The sequence below is a fragment of the Pedococcus sp. P2_D7 genome (assembly GCF_056404295.1).
The window spans coordinates 87,806-105,661 of record NZ_JBFUEH010000006.1 but is presented as its reverse complement, the minus strand read 5'-3'; the positions used below and the strand labels follow the sequence as shown (position 1 = coordinate 105,661).

Here is a 17,856-nt window from a genome sequence, read left to right as displayed (position 1 = left end):
CCCCACCCCGCGCGACCTTCCGGAGGACCCCTTGACCCACATCGAGAACTCCAGGCGCGAGCGCGCCCGGGCGTCCCGAGAGGTGGTCGACGACCCCGAGCGGACCGAGACGGCTGAGCCGGCCGAGACGGCCGAGCCGCGTCGCGACTGGCTCGCAGGCACGGCGTGGTCGCGCGCCGACGTCCTCGTCGCGGTGCTCGTCGGGGTGGCCGTGATGGTCCTGGCCTACGTCTTCCGGTCGATCATCGTGCCCACCGACCCCTGGCACTACGTGCGGGCGGCGATGCACTTCCCGGAGGACACCTGGGTCCCGCTCGGCTACACGCGCTACGGCATCATCCTGGCGTCGATGCCCCCGGCCTTCGTCTTCCGCAACGCCCAGGCCACCTACTACTTCTGGCCGCTGCTGTCGGCAGGGGTGCTCTCGGGTGCGGTCTACCTGCTGGGCCGCCGGTGGTGGGGTCGACTGGCCGGGCTGGTCGCGGTCGTGCTCGTCGTGTCCAACACCGTCGTCTTCTACAACCTGTCGCGTGGCTACCCCGACATCATGTCGATGGCCATCTTCACGCTCGCGATCGTGGTCGCCCTCATGGCTCGGGACCGCGAGTCCTGGGACCGGTGGACCATCGCCCTGGTCGTCGTCGTGGGCTTCCTGCTCGGCTGGGGGTTCGAGACCCGCGAGACCTCGATGCTGGCCTGGCCGCTCATCGCCGTCATCCTCTGGCGTCGTGGCCGGCTCGTCCGCACGGCGGTCTTCCTGCTGCTCCCGCTGGCGTTCTGGGCCGCGCTCGACATCGGCATCAGCGCCATCGCCTACGGCGACCCGCTGCTCAAGCTGCACGTCCTGAGCGGCACGGACATCAGCGCGACCAAGACGGCGGACGGCGAGCTGGCCAACGGCAACCTCGTCAACCAGCCCCGCCTGACCTACTTCACCTTCATCCCCAAGATGGCGTGGGCGATGGCCGGCGGGCACGCCATGGTCGTCATCGGCGTGATCGCGGCGCTCGGCGTCTTCGTGCGCAACGGCGGCATCCGCCTGATGGCCTGGTGGTTCCTGGGCGTCTACACCCTCACCGTCCTGGCCGCCGGAGGACTGGACCCGGCCCACCCTCGAGGCCGGCTCGACATCGCCCGCTACTGGATCCCGTTCGTTCCCGCCGAGTCGCTGGTCGTGGCCGGGATCGCCGCCCTGGCGACGGCCTGGGTGGTCCGACGACTCGCATCGGCCGGCGCGCCGCGGGTGGTCGCGAGCGTCCTTCCCGCGCTCGTGGCAGTGCTCGTCCTCGCCGTCCCCGTCTTCGAGGGTGCCCGTTACGCGACGACCGGGCCCGCCAGCACGGCCTTCGCGGCCAACGGCGGTGACGCCCTCGAGGAGCTGCGTGACCACCTCGACCAGGAGGACTTCAAGACCACCACGGTCTGGACCGACTGGGAGACCGCCCGCATCCTGCCGGCCTACCAGCGCGAGTTCTTCGGTGGCGACAAGGTCTGGGAGGGCAAGGCCGAGTCGATCACCGGCCAGGATGCCAAGCCGGTCAGCGGTGACTACGTCCTGCTGTTCCAGCCCGGCTCGCGCACGTGTGGCTTCTGCCTCACGGCACTGACCCCCTGGACGATCAAGAACCCCTCCGGGCCGCCGTCCACCTGGGAGCCCGTCTTCGAGTCCGATGCGCGCAACCTGACCCTCTACCGGGTGCGGTGACCGCGCCCTCGGGCCGGCCGCCCCTGCTCAGCGTCGTCGTGGCGGTCTACGACGTCGAGCGCTGGGTCCGTGAGTGCCTCGAGTCGGTGGCGCAGGTCGTCCCGCGTGACACCGAGGTCATCGTCATCGACGACGGCTCCACCGACTCCAGCCCCGCCATCTGCGACGCGATCGCCGCCGGCCGTCCGGGCTGGCGGGTCGTGCACCAGTCCAACGCCGGGCTCGGCGCCGCGCGCAACGTCGGCATCGACCTCGCCACGGGGGAGTACGTCGGCTTCGTGGACGGCGACGACGTGCTGCTGCCTGCGTACGCCGAGCTGGTCCGTCGTGCCGTCGCCGACGGGGTCCACGTCGCGACGGGTGCGGTGAACCGCACCGACGGCGAGCGCGACTGGCCGAGCGCCCTGCACGCCCGGGCCCTGCAGGGCGTGGGCGACCACGGCGTGCTGGTCGACGACCCGTCGCTGATCTTCGACACGACGGCCTGGAACAAGGTCTACCGACGATCCTTCCTGCTCGAGCACGGTCTGCGGTTCCCCGAGGGCGTCCTCTACGAGGACCTGCCCGTCACCGTGCGGGCCCTGCACTTCTCGGGCCGGGTGGCCGTCGTGCACGAGCCGGTGTACCGCTGGCGCAGCCGGCTGGGCGAGCGCTCGATCACCCAGCGGCGCAACGAGCTCGGCAACCTCACCGACCGGTTCGCGGCCGTGCGCGACGTCGACCAGTTCCTCGAGGCGCAGCAGCTCCACGGCCTGCGCGAGCACCACGACGTCAAGGTGCTCCAGCTCGACCTCCCGCTCTACACCGCGGCACTGCCGGAGTCGGACGGCGCCTACCGCGCGGCATACCTCACGTTCTTCCGGCACGTCGTGTCGGGGCTGCCGCAGCGCCTCCTGGACGCGCAGCCGCCCACCCTGCGGCTCTATGTCGCGCTGGCCGACGCGGGCCGGATGGACGACCTCGTCAAGGTGGTCCGCGCCCGGCGCGGCCGCAAGGCCTGGGCCGACGACGACCGGGGCCGGCTGGAGCGGGCCCGCGACAACCTCGCCAGCTTCGCCATCGAGCGCGAGGTGGGCCCCGCGACGACGGTGCAGCTCGTCCGCCGGGCCACGACCAGCACGCTCAAGGCACTCCTTCCCGAGCGCGCCAAGCAGCAGGTCGACGCGCTGCTGCGCGTCCGCGGCCAGGGCGGCTGAGCGGTGCGGATCAGTGCAGTGACGGGTATGCCGTGTGGCGTACGCTGCGTCGGCGGGTTCGCCGCGAGAAGATGGCCTCCGATGGAACCGCCGCGCGCGCGGCACACGACAGGCAAGGACGAATGAGACTCATCTCCCGGACGCAGGCCATCGCGGCCAAGCGGAGTGTGCTCTGGACCCTCATCGTGCGCGACCTCCGGGTCCGCTACTCGCGCAGCGTGCTCGGCTACGTCTGGACGGTCCTCGACCCGCTGCTGATGTCGCTCATCTACTTCCTCGTCTTCGTCTACATCTTCAAGCGCGGCGACATCGGCCACAAGCCGTACTTCCTGTTCCTCGTGATCGGGCTGCTGTCCTGGCAGTGGTTCTCCGGCTGCCTCACGGACACCTCGCGGGCCCTGATCCAGGAGGCGAAGCTGGTCCGGTCGACGAACCTCCCGCGCGAGATCTGGGTGCTACGGGTGGTGTTCTCCAAGGGCATCGAGTACCTGCTGTCGCTCCCGGTCCTGCTGGCCTTCACCGCCATCTACTTCGTCAAGCACGACACCCACCTCAACTGGTGGCTGCTGATGTTCCCGTTCGCGATCGTGGTGCAGGCGGTCGCGCTCACCGGACTCGGGCTCCTGCTGGCACCGGTGACGGCGCTGGTCACTGACATGCAGCGGGTGATCCGCATCTTCATGCGGATGCTCTTCTACGCGACCCCCGTCATCTACGCCAGCCACGTCGTCCCCAAGCCCTACGACAAGGTGACCTGGCTCAACCCGATGACCGGCATCCTCGAGATGATGCGAGCCGGGTTCTTCTCCCACGAGGGGAAACAGGCGATCTCGTGGGGTGCCATCAGCACGTCGCTGGTCGTGACGGTCTTGCTGCTGCTCATCGGCAACGTCGTCTTCGGCCGCCTCGAGCGCGCCGTCCTGAAGGAGATCTGATGGCCGATCCCGTCATCTCCGTGCACGACCTCGGGGTGGAGTTCTACCGCTCGCGTCGTCGTCGGATGCAGCTGCGCGAGCTGCTGTTCCACGGCCGCAACAGCGCACCCAAGGAGTCCTTCTGGGCGCTGCGCAACATCAGCTTCGACATCCACGCCGGCGAGGCGGTCGGCCTGGTCGGCGGCAACGGCGGCGGCAAGAGCACGCTGCTCAAGATGATCGCGGGCGTCCTCCTGCCCGACGAGGGCTCGGTCGACGTGACCGGGGGTGTTGCCCCGCTGATCGAGCTGACCGGCGGCTTCGTCGGCGAGCTCTCGGCCCGCGACAACATCTACCTCACGGCCGGTCTGCACGGCCTGAGCAAGGAGAAGATCGAGGCGCGCTTCGACGAGATCGTCGACTTCGCGGGGCCAGAGGTCCGGGCCGGGCTGGACACGCCCTATCGGCACTTCTCCTCGGGCATGAAGGTGCGACTCGGCTTCGCCGTGGTCACCACGCTCGACGAGCCGATCGTGCTGGTCGACGAGGTGCTCGCCGTGGGTGACCGGGCGTTCCGCGAGAAGTGCTACAAGCGGATGGAGGCAATGCTCGCCGACGGCCGCACGCTCTTCCTCGTGTCCCACTCCGAGAGCGACCTCAAGCGCTTCAGCACCCGGGGTCTCTACCTGCGGAAGGGACACCTCGAGATGGACGGCCCGATCACCGACGTGCTGGACCGCTACAACCACGACCTGGATGCCGGGGCGTGAGGCTCGACGAGCAGCCCTTCGTCGGCAGCGAGGCCGCCCGCGCCGTGCACGGACACTCTGCGGGCGGGTCGGTCGCCTTCCTCGGCGCGGACGAGCCGTCTGCCGACCTGCGCGAGTCGCTCGACCCCTTCGGCTTCTCCCTGGCGGGTCCGTGGGGTCCCGACCGCCCCGACTGGCTGGCGTCACTCGCCTCGCTCGCCGAGGGCGACGACGTCGCGCCACTGGTGCTGGTGGCCGCCGACCTGACCATCAGCCCGGTGGCCCTCCTCGACCTGCTCGACCGCCCCGGCGACCCCACCGCCGCCATCACCGTCGAGCTGCCTGCGCTCCGGACCCCCGGCGCCGACCTGACCCTCCTGCGGGTGCACCCCGAGCAGAAGCTCGTGCACTCGGTGGGCACCACCCGGCACACCGTCACGGCTCCCACGCACGTGGGTCTCGGCGTCGTGCGGCTCTCCGGTGCCGTCCGCGCGCAGGCCGCACAGGTGTGGCGGGCGGCCTCCTCGACGCCGGCTGCGGCAGACCCGGCGGTCGACCCGTTCGACCTGGCGCTGCTCGTGCTCGTCCGCGGCGGGGTCGCCGTCGGCTCGTCCCCCCTGGGGCCGTTCGCCTTCCGGCGGGGCAGCGACGAAGCAGTGGGCGCCCCGGGTTCGGCCTGGCAGCAACGACTTCGCGGCGCCTCCCGCGGCGGCGACGGCTACTTCTCGACCCGCGTCATCCGCCCCATGTCCCGCCGCGTCACGGCGGTCGGCCTGCGTCAGAACTGGACCCCCAACGCGGTCACCGTGACCAGCCTCGGGGTCGGGCTCGTGGCGTCGGGCCTCGCCGCGGTCGACAACCGCTGGGCCTGGGTGGCGGCGGCCGTCCTCCTCCAGGTGGCGATCGTCATCGACTGCGTCGACGGCGAGATCGCCCGGTTCACCCGCAGGTTCAGCGCGCTAGGGGCCTGGCTGGACGCGGTCGGCGACCGGATCAAGGAGTACTCGCTCCTCGCCGCCGTGGCCGTCGTGGCAGAGCGGCGGGGGACCGACCTCTGGGTGCTGGCGATCCTTGCGATGGTGCTCATCACGGCCCGTCACCTCGAGGACTACGCCTACGTCCACCGCAGCCGCGTCGCCAAGGCGCACGAGACGCCCGACCTGGTGCCGGTCGACGCACCCCGCGACAGCGGGCCGGAGGGTGCTCGGCTGACGATCCCCCCGGCGCGCCGAGGGCTCGCCGAGGCGGTGTTCTGGACCAAGAAGGTGCTCCACCTGCCGATCGCCGAGCGCTATCTCCTGCTGTCCGTCGGCCTCCTCACCTTCCACCCCCAGTGGCTCCTGTGGGCCATCACCCTCGCCGTCGCCTTCGCGCTCGTCTGGACCCAGGGCGGCCGCACGGTCAAGGCGGTGCTCGGCCTCGACGACCACCGTGCCGACGACGCGCTGTCCGCGGAGCACTGGGGTCACCTCGACCACCAGGCCGACCTCGGGCCGGTGGCTCGACTGGCCGGCCGTGTCCTGCCGGCGCCCCTGGCCGTGGCTCTCCTCGGGGTGCTCGTCCTGCTGGGCGCCGCGCTGGTGGCCTGGCGCACGGACCAGCCCTGGGTGGCGGTGGCGCTGGTCGCGGTCGGCGTGCTCCTCGTCGGCGCGGGCTCACACCCCCCGCTGCAGAGCCGGTTGGCCTGGCAGCTGCCCACCTTCCTCTGGGCCAGCGAGTCGGTCCTGGTCATCGCCCTGCTCGTGGCCGCCCCCGACGTCCACCGCTGGACCGGCTTCGCCTACCTCGCCGCCGTCGCCTGGCACCGGTACGACGTGGTCTACCGGCTGCGCGACACCGGGTCGCCCGCGAGCGCGTGGGTCACCCTGGTGACCCTCGGGGTCGACGGCCGGATGCTGCTCCTCGTCCTCGTGTGGGCCGCGGGCGGACCCGTGCAGGCCGTCCTCGCGTGGGGTGCCCTGGCCCTCATCGCCGTGTATGCCGTGGAGTCCGCCCTCGGCTGGCGGGCCTGGGCGCGCACGGAGGCCGGCCCGGTCACCTCGGGTGAGGAGGTGATGGTGTGAACCACGACCCCTCGGACAACCACCCGTCGCTCGCCGAGCTGCGCGCCGTGGCGCAGCCGCCGGAGCACATCGCGCGCTACAACGCCGAGCACTGGGCCGGCGCCCTCTACATCCGACACCTGTCCGTCTACGCGACGCGTGCCCTGCTCCCGACCCGGATCTCGCCCAACGGCGTCACCTGGCTGATGATCCTCGTCGGCGTGGTCGGGGCGCTGCTGCTCCCGCTCCCCGGCGTCGTCGGCCCACTGCTGTGCGTGCTGGCCATGCAGCTGCAGATCCTGCTCGACTGCAGCGACGGCGAGGTCGCCCGGTGGCGACAGAGGTTCTCACCCGCAGGCATCTACCTCGACCGGATCGGCCACTACGCCACCGAAGCCGCCATCCCGGCCGCGCTGGGGCTGCGGGCCGACGGGTGGTCGCTCTCCGAACCGGGCGACGTCGGCGGCTGGACCGTGCTCGGGCTGCTGGTCGCGCTGGTCGTCCTGCTCAACAAGGCGTTCACCGACCTGGTCCACGTGGCGCGGGCGAAGACCGGGCGTCCGGTCCTCGAGGACGTGGCCGCCACGACCCGCTCCAAGGTGTCCGGCCTCGCCGCGGTCCGTCGCGCGATGGGCTACCTCCCGATCTTCCGCGCCTTCGTCGCCGTCGAGGCGTCCCTGCTCGCACTGGCGGCAGGCATCGTCGACGTGGCGCGGGGTGACCTGCTCGGCACGCAGGTGCTGGTCGCCGTGATGGTCCCGCTGGCCCTCGTCACCGCGGGCGGGCACCTCGTCGGCGTCCTCACCAGCTCGCGGCTGGACTGATGGCCGGCGCCAGCGCACCCCACCGGTCGGCCCGCGTCCTCCAGTGGGCGCAGGAGCACGGCGAGGTGGGGGGCGTGCACGCCAGCCACCGCCAGCTGACGCAGGCGCTGCGCGCCGAGGGGTATGCCGTGGCCTACGTCGACACCGGGTCCGCCGCGCGGGCGGCCCGCTCGGTCCCCGGCTGGTGGGGTCGCCGCACCCTGCACCTGTTCCACATCACGCGGCTCTGGCGCGCGGTGGTGCTGGCACCGCTGTTCGCAGTGCTGCCCGGGCGCACCGTCGTCGTGCTCCACTCGGGCTCGACGCAACAGCAGGTCCGGCGCCTGGGTGGTGCTGGCACGACCGTGCTCCGCCTGGCCCTGCACGCCTACGACGAGATCTGGGCCGTCAACGACGAGATCCGTGGGGTGCTGCCCGACTCGCTCCAGGAGCGGGTGCGGGTCGTCACGCCGTTCGTGCCCACCCCGGCCGACCCGACGGTCGAGGCTCCCCGGCGTGACCCGCACGCCGTCTCCGTGGCGACCAACGCCGGCCTCGCGCACTACCGCGCCGAGCTCGCCGTCGAGGCGGTGCGCATCCTCCGTGCGGCCGACTGGCCCGATGCCACGCTGCGCGTGCTGGCCTACGGCCACGACGGTGAGCACCTGGGACGACTGCGCGCGGCCGTGGCCCCCCTCGACTGGGTGACCCTGACCTTCGACTCGCCCGCCGAGGAGGTCCGTGCGGTCCTGGCATCGTCCGGCGTCTTCCTGCGGCCGACGGACTGGGACGGCGACTCGGTCATCGTGCGCGAGGCGCTCGACGCCGGCGCGCGCGTCATCGCCAGCGACACCGCACCCCGGCCGCTCGGGGTCGAGCTGTCCGCCCTCGACGCCGCCGCCCTCGCCGTGGCCCTCGAGCGCGGTGGCCGCCCGAGCGACGGCACCGGGCTGGCCGTGGACACCCTGCTGGTGGCTGCCGAGGCGGCCCTGGCGACGCTCGAGGCCTGAGCTCAGGCCTGGTCGGTCGCGGGCGGGGAGTCCGCCCCGTCCTCGTCGGCGACGGGCTTGGCTGCCGGCCTCGAGGTCGCGTTGGCGCGAACCTCGTCGAGGGCGAGCCTGCGCGCGAGGCGGGTGTAGCGGGCCTCGAAGTCCCGGAACCGCAGGTAGGTGGTCACCGTGAAGCTGAGGAACGCCACCACGAGGGCGTAGAGGACCAGGTCGGTGCCGCGCCGGACGCCGGCGACGGTGGCCATCCGGTTCCACAGGTTCGGGAAGAGGATCGAGACGACGGCGAAGGCCGCGAACATGAGGAGTCCGAGCCGGCGCACCGCCTGCGAGCGGGCCCCGCGCGACCGGAACAGCCGGGCGGCCACCGCCACCACGACGACGATCAGCAGGACCTGGATCAGCACGATGTTCATCTCAGCGCACTCCTGCGGTCGGCCGGCTCATCGCAGGATCAGCTCGGCCAGGATGTTGACGGCGTTCCAGAGGGACTGGCCCTTGGCCTTGGAGTAGTCGGTGTAGAGGATGTGGACCGGGCTCTCGGCGTAGCGGATGTCGAGCGCGCCGATCTGCTGCACCAGCTCCGATGCGTGGGCCATCCGGTTCTGGGTGATCTCGAGCCGCTCGACGACCTCCCGCGAGATGAGCCGCAACCCGTTGTGGGCGTCGGTCAGCTTGGTGTGCGTGGTCAGGTTGGTGTAGCCGACGGCCATCCGCAGGACGAGCTTCTTGAGCAGGCCGGCATCGGTGCGGTCGTCGAGGAAGCGCGACCCGAACACGACCGCGAGGTCCTCGGCGCGGGCCTTCTCGAGCATCGCCAGGACGTCCGAGGTCTGGTGCTGACCGTCGGCGTCGAAGGTCACGACCCACTTCATGTCGGGCCGGGTGAGTGCGTACTCGAACCCGGTCTGCAGCGCGGCTCCCTGCCCCAGGTTGACGGGGTGCTGGACCACCACCGCACCGGCCGCGGCCGCAGCGGCCGCGCCGCCATCGCTGGAACCGTCGTCGACGCACACCACGTGGGGGAACGTCTCGCGGGCCTGGGCGACCACATCGCCGATCACTGCGGCCTCGTTGTAGAGAGGCACCACGAGCCAGACGTCGTCGTTCATCGCGCCCAGCCTAGTGGTCGCCGCCGGTGGGGAGCCGCAACCACCCCGATAGCCTTCCGGCATGGAGTCGCAGAACCATTTCTACGGGCACAGCGCCGCCTTCGCGGTGTATGCCGGTCGGCCGAGACCTCGTCACATCCACGGCCTGGTGCAACACGGCTGGACCGCCGTCTCCCCGGTGCAGACCCACTTCCGCGACTTCCCCAAGGTCGGGCTCGACGCCAAGAGCCAGCGGCGCCTGCTGGTCTGGTCGCACGAGTCGCGGGCCTGGGACTCGCAGGCGGAGCGGCACACGACGACGCCGGTCGGTGCGCAGTTCGCCTACCTCGCCCGCGCGGCGGGCCCGACGCCGCAGCCGCGGGACGAGCGCGACGAGGTCGTCCTCATGCCGGTGCACGGCATCCAGACCCAGCGGGTGCGCGGCGACCACGCCGGGCTGGCCCAGCTGTGGCGTGAGCAGGAGGGGCCGGCCACTGCCTGCCTGTATGCCGCGGACGCCGCCGACCCGGCGATCCTCGGGGCCTACACCGGGGCCGGTCACCGCGTCGTGGTGCTGGGGGAGCGGATGGACGCGGAGTTCCTCTGGCGGCTGTGGACGATGCTGGGCCGCGCCCGGCGGGTGGTCTCCAACCGGCTCTCGACCCCGGTCCTCTACGGCGGTCACCTCGGCGCCGACCTCGGCGTCTATGGCGACGCCCTGCGCATCGACGGCGAGAGCGACGCGATGAACGAACGTGTCCGCCAGACCTGGCCCGAGCTGCACGGCCAGCACCTCGACCCCGCCACTGCCCGCCCGGTGGTGGACCGCGAGCTGGGCGTGCAGCACCTCCTGGAGCCGGGCGAGCTCGAGCGCCTGCTGGGCTGGCGAGGGCTGGGCCCGGCCATCCCGGCCACCGAGTTCTGGACCACCTCGGTCGTGTCGAGGGCGGTCATCAACCTGCGTCGTCGCGCGGACGCGCCGGCCGCACCCCCTACCGCCACGGAGGGGGAGGCGCCCACCGGCCTCGCCTTCGGGCCGTGGCTGCGGGCGGCGATGTCCTACCTGCCGCGGCCGCTGCCGCGGAGCCTGCCCGCGGCTGGGCAGCTCGTCGAGCCGATCGAGGTGCCCCCCACGGCGTCGGTCGGCTGACCCCCGTCAGCGGGTGAGGACGCGGCGCAGCATGGCGAGGCTGGCCAGGAAGACGACCGCCGCCACCGCGAGCCGCACCACGGTCCACGACCCGTCCACCGGCAGGGCGGCACCCAGCGCGCAGAGCACGAACCCCAGCCCGAGGGCCGGGAGGAGAGCACGCTCGTGCCAGCGGGTCGGGCTGACCCGGCGGGCGAGACGCGCGACGCCCAGCGCCATCGCGGCATACGTGATGGTCATGCCGACGCCCACGGCGGCGACGCCGAAGAAGTGGCCCGCCAGCCACGCCCCGGCCGTTCCCAGCACCAGGGACAGCGGCGTGACCAGGGCGAGGCCCTCACTGCGCCCGGAGGCGAAGACGAGGTGGACGTTGCAGAGGTAGAGCACGGACAGCACCGTGCCGGCCGCGACCAGGCCGACCGCCGGGGTCATCTCGCCGGGGCTGTAGGAGGCCGGTGCCACGATCCGCAGCAGCACCGGTGCGGCCGCTGCGACGAAGCCGGCCGCCAGTGCGGTGAGCACGGCGATGTCGCGACCGGTGTGCTCGAGCACCTCGGCGCGGTCGTGCTCGGGGGTGCGGTAGACGATCGGCGCCCAGGCGTTGTTAAGGCTGGAGGTGAGCACCCCCGGGGCCGACCCAATGAGCACGGCGAGCTGCAGGCGACCGGCTTCCGCGGACCCGAACAGCCAGCCGGCGACCAGCACGAGGATTCCACTGGCCAGGAAGATGGCCACCTGGTGGGGCACCGTCGGCACCCCGACGCGCAGGGCCCGACGGGTGTCGCCGCGGTGGTGCTCGACCCCGCGCACGACCATCGCGAGGCCGCACAGGGCGGCGGCGAGGTAGCCGATGGCCAGACCGCCGAGGTAGAGGGCCGCGGTCGGCTCACCGGTGAGGAGGAGGAGCATGCCGAGCACCGGTCCGCCCAGGGCACTGCCGAGGGACAGCAGGACGAACGGCAGGGGACGGTCGAGCACCCGGAGGTAGGACTGGACGTTGACGACCATCGAGAAGCCGGCTGCCGAGGCGAGGGCGAGGACCAGCGCGAGGGGCTCGCGGATCCCCAGCCATCCGGCGCTCCAGCCTGCGGTCAGCGCGCCGAGCGCAGTGAGGACCACGGCAGCGGCCGCGCCCCTCAGCACCAGGCTCCGGGCGCCCGAGACGCCGGAGCTCTCGAGGATGCCGTGGCGCGTGATGGCGGCGGCCAGGCCGAGACCGGCCACGATCATGCCGACCTGGACGACCACCAGCCCGGTCGCCACGGAGCCGTACTCGGTGCTGCCCAGCTGGCGGGTGACGAACGGGGTGACGACCGCGTTGCTGAGCACCGGGGCGGCCGTGCCCATCGTGTAGAGGAGCCCACGGCCGAGGACGGCCTTGCTCGCGGTGCTGCCGGTGGAGCCGGCCGCGAGCCCGGGGTCGGACGGGAGCGGCTCAGCCACCCAGGACTCGGCCACTCAAGAACCTGCGGACCAGCTCGATGACCCGGTCGACGTCGGAGTCCAGCAGGTCGGGGAACAGCGGCAGGGAGATCTCCTGCTCGTAGTACTCCTCGGCCGCGGGGCACATGCCGCGCTGGTAGCCCTGCGCGGCATACAGGGGGTGCCAGTAGACCGGGATGTAGTTGACCTGCACCCCGATCCCGTTGTCGCGCAGGTGGTCGAACAGCGCGCGGCGACGTCCGTCCCGGATCCGCAGCGAGTAGAGGTGCCACGTGGGGTCGGCGCCGGCGCGGGTCGGGGGCAGCACCAGCTCCTCGAGCCCGGCCAGGCCCTCGGTGTAGCGCGCGTGCAGCTCGGTGCGACGGTCCTTGAAGTGGCCCAGCCGGGTGAGCTGGTTGGACCCGAGGGCGGCCAGGACGTCGGGGAGGCGGTAGTTGACCCCGACGTCGTGGACCTCGTACCACCAGGCGCCCTCGTCGGTGCGCTGCAGGCGCTCGGGGTCCTTGACCATGCCGATGTTGCGGAATGTCGCGGCGCGGAGCAGCACCTCGGCGTCGGTGGCGACGACCGCACCGCCCTCAGCAGTCGTGAGGTTCTTGGTGGGGAAGAACGAGAAGGTCGTGACGTCGGCCAGCGACCCGACCGGGGTGCCGTCGAGGCTGCCGCCGATCGAGTGGGCGGCATCCTCGAGGAGGAGCACGTCGCGCCCGTCGATCGCCGCGCGCAGGCCGGGCGCGTCGATCGGGTGGCCGCCGTAGTCGACCCCCGCCACGACGCGGGTGCGGTCGGTGAGCGCGGCCGAGACCGACGCGGCGTCGAGGTTGCCGGTGTCGGGCGTGACGTCGGCGAAGACGACCGTGGCGCCGAGCATGGTGGCGGTGCTCGCCGTGGCCACGAAGGTCAGTGGGGTGGTGACCACCTCGTCGCCGGGGCCCACCCCGATGGCCGCGTATGCCGTGTGCAGGGCTGCCGTGCCCGAGGTCACCGTGACCGCGCCCTGGGTGCCGGCGAGGGCAGCGAGCTCGGACTCGAAGGAACGCACCCACGGCCCGGTGGTCAGCCAGTCACTGGTGAGGACCTTCGAGACCGCGGCGACGTCGCTGTCGTCGACCGACTGGCGACCGTAGGGGAGCACGCTCAGACGTCCGTCTCGAGCAGTGCGGTGAAGTCCTCCCTGGTGAACCACTCGGTGTTGTTGTCCGAGGTGTAGTGGAAGCCGTCCGGGACGGACTCGCCGTGCTCCGGAGCGGTGTAGCCCCAGGACGCGAGGTCGGGCTGGAGGACGAAGCGGTCACCGAGGCGCAGCGCCCGGCGGCCTTCCTCGGGGCTGATCATCTCCTCGTGGAGCTTCTCACCGGGGCGCAGGCCGATCTCGTGCATCTCCGCACCGGGGGCGACCGCCTGGGCGAGGTCGGTGATCTTCATCGACGGGATCTTGGGCACGTAGAGCTCGCCGCCCTGCATGATCTCGAACGAGTCGGTCACGAACTTGACCGCCTGGGGCAGGGTGATGAAGAAGCGGGTCATCCGCAGGTCCGTGATGGGCAGCGACTTCCCGTCGGCCGCGAGCTTGCGGAAGAACGGGATCACCGAGCCGCGGCTGCCCATGACGTTGCCGTAGCGGACCACGGAGAAGCGGGTGGGGTAGGCGGCGGCGTAGTGGTTGCCGGTGATGAAGAGCTTGTCGGCGGTGAGCTTGGTCGCGCCGTAGAGGTTGATCGGGGAGGAGGCCTTGTCGGTGGACAGGGCCACGACACGCTTGACGCCCGCGTCGATGCAGGCCTCGATGACGTTCTGCGAGCCGACGATGTTCGTCTGCACGAACTCCCACGGGTTGTACTCCGCGGTGTCGACCTGCTTGAGCGCGGCAGCGTGGACGACGTAGTCGACTCCGTGCATGGCGCGGTTGAGGCGGTGGCGGTCGCGGATGTCGCCGATGAACCAGCGCAGTCGCGGGTCGTCGCCGAACAGCTGGCGGCACTCGTACTGCTTCAGCTCGTCGCGGCTGAAGATCACGATCCGCTTGGGGTCGTGGTTCTTCAGGGCCTCGGTGATGAACGCCTTGCCGAACGAGCCGGTGCCTCCGGTGACGAGGATCGAGGAGCCGGAGAGAACGGACGAGGGTGCAGGGGTGTCGTCAGGCATGGGCGCAATAATGGCACGTCACCCCACCCCCCGTAGGAGCCGCATGCGCGTCATCGTCGTCGTCCAGGCCCGGATGGGATCCACCCGGCTGCCGGGCAAGGTCCTCGAGGACCTCGGGGGCCTTCCCGTGCTCACGTGGGTGGTCCGCGCCTGTCGGGCCGCGCGGCTCGTCGATGACGTCGTCGTGGCCACCAGCGCCCTTCCCGGCGACGACCCCGTGGCCGACCTCGCGCGCGAGCTCGGCGCACCCGTGGTGCGGGGGAGCGAGGACGACGTGCTGTCCCGCTACCTGCAGGCGCTCGACGAGCAGCCGGCCGACGCCTTGGTGCGGATCACGGCCGACTGCCCGTTCACCGACCCTGCGATCATCGACACGGTGGTCGGCGCCTGGCTGGCAGACACCACCCTCGACTACGTCTCGACGGTGGTGGTGCGCACGCTGCCGCACGGTCTCGACGTCGAGCTGGTGACGGCCGAGGCGCTGCGACGGGTCGACGCGACGGCCACCGACCACCACCGCATCCACGTGACGTCGGGGATCTACACCGCGCCAGACGACTTCGCGGTGATGGGCCTGTGCTTCGCCCCTGACACCACCGACCTGCGGATCACCCTCGACACGCCACAGGACCTCGAGGCCCTGCGGGCGATCGTGGCCGAGCGGGGCACCGACATCGCCGAGCGGCGCGAGATCGTCGCGCTGCTGAGGGCCCGGCCCGACCTGGCCGCGATCAACGCCGACATCGCCCAGAAGTCGCTGGAAGCCGGCTGATGCGGCTGCTCCTGCGGTGCGACGGAGGGCCGGACATCGGGGTGGGCCACGTCGTGCGCAGCCTCGCGCTGGCCGAGGAGGCCACGGCGCGCGGCCACGAGGTGGCGCTGCTGGGCCGGGTCGAGGGACCGTTCCTGACCGCGCTGGCCGCCGCGGTCGGTCCCGGCCTGACCCTGCTCGGACCGTCGCCCTCTGACCTGCCGGAGGACCTGGCGCGGGCGGCGGCCGGGTTCGACGTCCTCCACGTGGACCACTACGAGCTCCCCGAGGGTCTGCTCGAAGCGCTTCGATCCGACGGTGCCGGGTCGCCCACCCCGGTGCTGTCGACGACGGCCGACGGCCCCTTCGGGGCCCGCGCGGCCGACCTCGTCATCGACCCCACCGTCGACGCGCAGTGGTCCGACCCGCCGGCGCCGGCCCGGTGGTACCTGGGCGGTGCACGGTTCGTGGCGCTGCGGCGGTCGGTCACCTCCCTGCGCGCCGGGGACGATGACTCGCTGGGCCCTGACGGTCCTGACGGTCCTGGCGGTCTTGGCGGTCCTGGCGCCGCGCACGCGCCCGGCCCGCAGGCCTCGCGGGCGGCCGCCCCTGCCCTGCGGGTCCTCGTGGTGATGGGAGGAGTCGACCCCACCGGCGCTGCGCCGCGGGTGGTCGATGCCCTCGCGGCCACGGGCCTCGAGCTCGACGTCGTCGTGGTGGCCAATGCGCAGACCGGGCCGCAGCTGTCCGCCCGCGCCGACGACTGGCGGCACGGCACCCTCACGGTCACCGACCCGGTCCCTGACCTGCCGACCGAGATGGCGTCCGCCGACCTGGTCGTCACCGCGGCCGGCACCTCGGTGTGGGAGCTCTGTGCGATGGCCCGCCCGATGGCCGTCCTGGCCGTGGTCGACAACCAGGTCCCCGGCTACCTCGCGCTGCTGCGGGCCGGGGCGGCAGTCGGCCTGGGCACCCCGTCCGCGGTCGCGGACGTCCCGTCGATGGCCGCGGCGCTGACAGCGGTGCTCGCCGACGACACCGCACGGCACGACCTCGCGTCGGCGGCCGGCCGCATGGTCGACGGGCTCGGCGCCTGGCGCCTGGTCTCGTCGCTCGAGGACGTGGTCGGTGGTGCCAGGTCGTCACGCGGACCCGGCGAGGTCGAGGTGCGCGCGGCCACCCTGGCCGACGCCGAGCTGCTCTGGCACTGGCGCAACGACCCCGCCACCCGCGAGAACTCGCGCTCGCACGAGCCGGTCCCGCTCGAGTCCCACCTCGCCTGGCTGGAAACCAGCCTGGCCCGCGCCGACCGGCGCCTGCTCGTGGGCGAGGTCGCCGGTCGTCCGGTCGGCACCGTCCGCTGGGACCACGAGGCCGCGGGGGAGTGGGAGGTGTCGATCACGGTCGCGCCCGACAGCCGTGGTCGCGGCGTCGCGGCAGGCCTGCTCGCCGCCGGCGAGGCCTGGCTGGCCCGCGAAGCCACGCCGATGGACCCGCCAGCCAGCCCAGGTGGGCCGGGCGACCGAGCCGGCGTCGCGGCATACCTCGCGGCGGTGCACACCGCGAACGCCGCGTCGAGGCGGCTGTTCCTCGGGAGCGGCTACCTGCCCGACCTGCCGGCCGACGCCGACGGCTTCGAGCGGTTCGTGAAGACGGCCTAGATCAGGTCCCAGGTGAGGGGCGTGCCGCGCTCCACGCCGGTGGTGAAGGTGCGACCGAGCACCTTCTCGATCTCGTCGGTCGCGAGGCCACCCGCGGGACGGATCGACCGGATGTTGTCGCGGGTGACGGGGTCGCCGGCGGCCACGTCGGTCACGACGTAGAGGGAGCGACGCAGCGCCAGGGTGTCCATCTCCGACTCGGTCGGCCCGAACCGCGGGGGCTGCACGGCCTTGCGTGCCGCGGCGGACTCGCGGACCAGCGCGGTCAGCTCGTGCGGCTCGAGGGAGAAGTCGGAGTCGACACCGCCGTCGGCCCGCGCGAGGGTGACGTGCTTCTCGAGGGCGACGGCGCCGAGCGCCACGGCTGCCACCGAGACACCGATGCCCTCGGTGTGGTCGGACAGCCCGATCGGGATGCCGAAGGCCTCCTGGAGCGTCGGGATCGACAGGAGTCGGGCGTCCTCGGGTGCAGCGGGGTAGGACGCCGTGCAGGCGAGCAGGACCATCTGGGTGCAGCCGCCGTCGCGCGCTGCAGAGAGGGCACGGTCGATCTCGCCGAGCGTGGCCATGCCGCTCGAGATGATCATCGGCTTGCCGGTGGAGGCGACCTCGCGGATGAGCGGCAGGTCGACCACCTCGGCGGAGGCGATCTTGTACGCCGGGGCGTCGAGCGACTCCAACAGCTCGATCGCCGTGGGGTCGAACGGGCTGGAGAACGGCGTCAGGCCGCGCTCACGGGCGCGCTCGAACATCGGGGCGTGCCACTCCCAGGGGGTGTGCGCCTCCTGGTAGAGGTCGTGGAGGGTGCGGCCACCCCACAGGCCGTGGTCGGCCCGGATCTGGAACTGCGGGCCCTTGGCGTCGATCGTGATCGTGTCGGCCGTGTAGGTCTGGAACTTGACCGCCTGCGCGCCCGACTCGGCGATCGCGTCGATGATCTCCAGGGCCCGCTCGAGCGAGCCGTTGTGGTTGCCGGAGACCTCCGCGATGACGAACGGGGTCTGTCCCGGCCCCACCTGGTGGCCGTCGATCTCAATGGGTGCAGGGCTGGTCATGGGACCAGCCTAGGCGACGGTCCCGCGAAGCCCCGACTCGTGGTCCGGGCGGCCGGTCCGGTCGCGGATCGGTAACAAATCCCTGTGTCTGCTGTGAAAATTGGGAACTTGTGCTGCTTATGCACCGGTTGTGGGGCATCGTGT

Annotated in this window: 16 protein-coding genes; 10 read left to right on the top strand and 6 right to left on the bottom strand. The window is 72.2% G+C overall.

Annotated features, from left to right (window positions below):
• Positions 1-31 precede the first annotated feature (31 nt).
• The 7 genes from AC1DWJ_RS15545 (at position 32) to AC1DWJ_RS15515 (ending at position 8,419) form a co-directional block, all read left to right on the top strand.
• On the top strand, positions 32-1,705 hold the full coding sequence (locus tag AC1DWJ_RS15545; protein WP_457252531.1) for a glycosyltransferase family 39 protein: 1,674 nt from the start codon (positions 32-34) through the stop codon (positions 1,703-1,705).
• A complete protein-coding gene (locus AC1DWJ_RS15540) occupies positions 1,702-2,901 on the top strand; it encodes a glycosyltransferase family 2 protein (RefSeq protein WP_457252530.1) in 1,200 nt (399 codons plus the stop codon). Before AC1DWJ_RS15545 ends, AC1DWJ_RS15540 begins: the two co-directional genes overlap by 4 nt.
• A gap of 122 nt (positions 2,902-3,023) precedes the next feature.
• Entirely contained in the window at positions 3,024-3,836 is an 813-nt protein-coding gene (locus AC1DWJ_RS15535) for an ABC transporter permease (protein WP_457252529.1), read from the top strand.
• Positions 3,836-4,585, top strand: coding sequence for an ABC transporter ATP-binding protein (locus tag AC1DWJ_RS15530; protein ID WP_457252528.1), 750 nt, complete (start codon positions 3,836-3,838; stop codon positions 4,583-4,585). The genes AC1DWJ_RS15535 and AC1DWJ_RS15530 overlap by 1 nt, the downstream gene beginning before the upstream one ends.
• Entirely contained in the window at positions 4,582-6,627 is a 2,046-nt protein-coding gene (locus AC1DWJ_RS15525) for a DUF5941 domain-containing protein (RefSeq protein WP_457252527.1), read from the top strand. The genes AC1DWJ_RS15530 and AC1DWJ_RS15525 overlap by 4 nt, the downstream gene beginning before the upstream one ends.
• Entirely contained in the window at positions 6,624-7,430 is an 807-nt protein-coding gene (locus AC1DWJ_RS15520) for a CDP-alcohol phosphatidyltransferase family protein (protein WP_457252526.1), read from the top strand. The genes AC1DWJ_RS15525 and AC1DWJ_RS15520 overlap by 4 nt, the downstream gene beginning before the upstream one ends.
• Positions 7,430-8,419 carry a glycosyltransferase family protein gene (locus AC1DWJ_RS15515; RefSeq protein ID WP_457252525.1) on the top strand — a complete coding sequence of 330 codons (990 nt, stop codon included), beginning with the start codon at positions 7,430-7,432 and terminating at the stop codon, positions 8,417-8,419. Before AC1DWJ_RS15520 ends, AC1DWJ_RS15515 begins: the two co-directional genes overlap by 1 nt.
• 2 nt (positions 8,420-8,421) lie before the next feature.
• On the opposite strand, the gene AC1DWJ_RS15510 is transcribed toward AC1DWJ_RS15515, so the two are convergent.
• Together AC1DWJ_RS15510 and AC1DWJ_RS15505 are read right to left on the bottom strand one after the other, a co-directional pair.
• Positions 8,422-8,832 carry a DUF2304 domain-containing protein gene (locus tag AC1DWJ_RS15510; RefSeq protein ID WP_457252524.1) on the bottom strand — a complete coding sequence of 137 codons (411 nt, stop codon included), beginning with the start codon at positions 8,830-8,832 and terminating at the stop codon, positions 8,422-8,424.
• 27 nt (positions 8,833-8,859) lie between these two features.
• Positions 8,860-9,528, bottom strand: a complete 669-nt coding sequence (locus tag AC1DWJ_RS15505; protein ID WP_457252523.1) for a glycosyltransferase family 2 protein — start codon at positions 9,526-9,528, stop codon at positions 8,860-8,862.
• A gap of 61 nt (positions 9,529-9,589) precedes the next feature.
• Between AC1DWJ_RS15505 and AC1DWJ_RS15500 the strand changes: the two genes are divergently transcribed.
• Positions 9,590-10,657 (top strand): hypothetical protein, encoded by a 1,068-nt coding sequence (locus AC1DWJ_RS15500; protein WP_477621256.1) that lies wholly within the window; start codon positions 9,590-9,592, stop codon positions 10,655-10,657.
• A 6-nt stretch (positions 10,658-10,663) separates the two neighbouring features.
• On the opposite strand, the gene AC1DWJ_RS15495 is transcribed toward AC1DWJ_RS15500, so the two are convergent.
• Genes AC1DWJ_RS15495 through pseB form a run of 3 tightly spaced genes read right to left on the bottom strand, consistent with a single transcriptional unit; the run spans position 10,664 to position 14,245 of the window.
• Positions 10,664-12,115 (bottom strand): lipopolysaccharide biosynthesis protein, encoded by a 1,452-nt coding sequence (locus tag AC1DWJ_RS15495; protein WP_477621255.1) that lies wholly within the window; start codon positions 12,113-12,115, stop codon positions 10,664-10,666.
• Positions 12,093-13,235 (bottom strand): DegT/DnrJ/EryC1/StrS family aminotransferase, encoded by a 1,143-nt coding sequence (locus tag AC1DWJ_RS15490; protein ID WP_457252520.1) that lies wholly within the window; start codon positions 13,233-13,235, stop codon positions 12,093-12,095. The genes AC1DWJ_RS15495 and AC1DWJ_RS15490 overlap by 23 nt, the downstream gene beginning before the upstream one ends.
• Positions 13,236-13,237: 2 nt before the next feature.
• Complete coding sequence (gene pseB / locus AC1DWJ_RS15485; RefSeq protein WP_457252519.1) at positions 13,238-14,245, bottom strand: UDP-N-acetylglucosamine 4,6-dehydratase (inverting); 1,008 nt, start codon at positions 14,243-14,245, stop codon at positions 13,238-13,240.
• Positions 14,246-14,288: 43 nt separating this feature from the next.
• Here pseB and AC1DWJ_RS15480 point away from each other — a divergent pair, with 43 nt between their 5' ends.
• The gene (locus AC1DWJ_RS15480) at positions 14,289-15,017 is read left to right on the top strand and encodes a cytidylyltransferase domain-containing protein (protein ID WP_457252518.1); all 729 of its coding nucleotides are present in this window, start codon (positions 14,289-14,291) and stop codon (positions 15,015-15,017) included.
• Positions 15,017-16,657 carry a GNAT family N-acetyltransferase gene (locus AC1DWJ_RS15475; RefSeq protein ID WP_457252517.1) on the top strand — a complete coding sequence of 547 codons (1,641 nt, stop codon included), beginning with the start codon at positions 15,017-15,019 and terminating at the stop codon, positions 16,655-16,657. Before AC1DWJ_RS15480 ends, AC1DWJ_RS15475 begins: the two co-directional genes overlap by 1 nt.
• Here the strand turns inward: AC1DWJ_RS15475 and pseI are convergent.
• Complete coding sequence (gene pseI / locus AC1DWJ_RS15470) at positions 16,654-17,712, bottom strand: pseudaminic acid synthase (RefSeq protein WP_477621254.1); 1,059 nt, start codon at positions 17,710-17,712, stop codon at positions 16,654-16,656. The two genes, AC1DWJ_RS15475 and pseI, sit on opposite strands and share 4 nt — an antisense overlap.
• Between the last annotated feature and the right edge of the window lie 144 nt (positions 17,713-17,856).

What these genes read in the sequence shown, in the direction of transcription:
- AC1DWJ_RS15535 (WP_457252529.1), top strand. Translation starts at nt 3,024, where the DNA reads ATGAGACTCATCTCCCGGACGCAGGCCATCGCGGCCAAGCGGAGTGTG.
- AC1DWJ_RS15505 (WP_457252523.1), bottom strand. Translation starts at nt 9,528, where the DNA reads ATGAACGACGACGTCTGGCTCGTGGTGCCTCTCTACAACGAGGCCGCA.
- AC1DWJ_RS15480 (WP_457252518.1), top strand. Translation starts at nt 14,289, where the DNA reads ATGCGCGTCATCGTCGTCGTCCAGGCCCGGATGGGATCCACCCGGCTG.
- AC1DWJ_RS15530 (WP_457252528.1), top strand. Translation starts at nt 3,836, where the DNA reads ATGGCCGATCCCGTCATCTCCGTGCACGACCTCGGGGTGGAGTTCTAC.
- AC1DWJ_RS15510 (WP_457252524.1), bottom strand. Translation starts at nt 8,832, where the DNA reads ATGAACATCGTGCTGATCCAGGTCCTGCTGATCGTCGTCGTGGTGGCG.
- AC1DWJ_RS15475 (WP_457252517.1), top strand. Translation starts at nt 15,017, where the DNA reads ATGCGGCTGCTCCTGCGGTGCGACGGAGGGCCGGACATCGGGGTGGGC.
- pseB (WP_457252519.1), bottom strand. Translation starts at nt 14,245, where the DNA reads ATGCCTGACGACACCCCTGCACCCTCGTCCGTTCTCTCCGGCTCCTCG.
- AC1DWJ_RS15515 (WP_457252525.1), top strand. Translation starts at nt 7,430, where the DNA reads ATGGCCGGCGCCAGCGCACCCCACCGGTCGGCCCGCGTCCTCCAGTGG.
- AC1DWJ_RS15500 (WP_477621256.1), top strand. Translation starts at nt 9,590, where the DNA reads ATGGAGTCGCAGAACCATTTCTACGGGCACAGCGCCGCCTTCGCGGTG.
- pseI (WP_477621254.1), bottom strand. Translation starts at nt 17,712, where the DNA reads ATGACCAGCCCTGCACCCATTGAGATCGACGGCCACCAGGTGGGGCCG.